This is a genomic window from Mycobacterium sp. NGS48 (genome assembly GCF_059812585.1).
Genome location: NZ_JCALCY010000048.1, coordinates 1 through 547, shown reverse-complemented (window position 1 = coordinate 547; position 547 = coordinate 1). Strand labels below are relative to the sequence as shown.

At 63.8% G+C, this 547-nt stretch carries 1 protein-coding gene; it reads left to right on the top strand.

The window, feature by feature from the left end; translation table 11 throughout:
* Nucleotides 1-50 precede the first annotated feature (50 nt).
* Nucleotides 51-547: IS110 family transposase (locus AC5Y42_RS23600; RefSeq protein ID WP_499900983.1), on the top strand; the 497-nt coding region annotated here is incomplete at its 3' end.

Here is a 547-nt window from a genome sequence, read left to right as displayed (position 1 = left end):
TCCTGATGTCGTTAACGGGCTTGGTGTCCCAAAACAGTCAGGAGGACGTCGTGGTTCAGGGTAGTGGTCTGTCGCGCGGTGACAAGCGGCGCAATGCGCGGTTGGCACGGTTACGGGAGTTGGTGCCGGTCGATAACGCGATTTTGGGGATCGATCTGGCCGATACGAAGCAGGCCGTGGTGGTGACTGATCATGATTCGCGGGTGCTGGCCCGCGGTCCGGTGCAAGCCAAGGCGTGGGAGTTGGGCCCGGTGCTGGACTGGGCTCGTCAGGTTGCCCACGCGCATGGCTTCACCGACGTGACGGTGGGGTGTGAGCCGACTGGGCATCGCTGGCGGGTGCTGGATCAGCTTGCAGCCCAAAAAGACATGGCGTTGGTGTGTGTGCAGCCGCTGCTGACGGGGCAGGCCCGTCAGCGTGAGGACTACACCAGCGATAAGCGTGATGACAAAGACGCGGTGCTGATTGCGCGGCTGGTGGCCCAACTGCACTGTTATGCCCCCGAGCGCGCGGAGGAAACCTGGGCGGTGCTGCGCCAGTTAGGGGC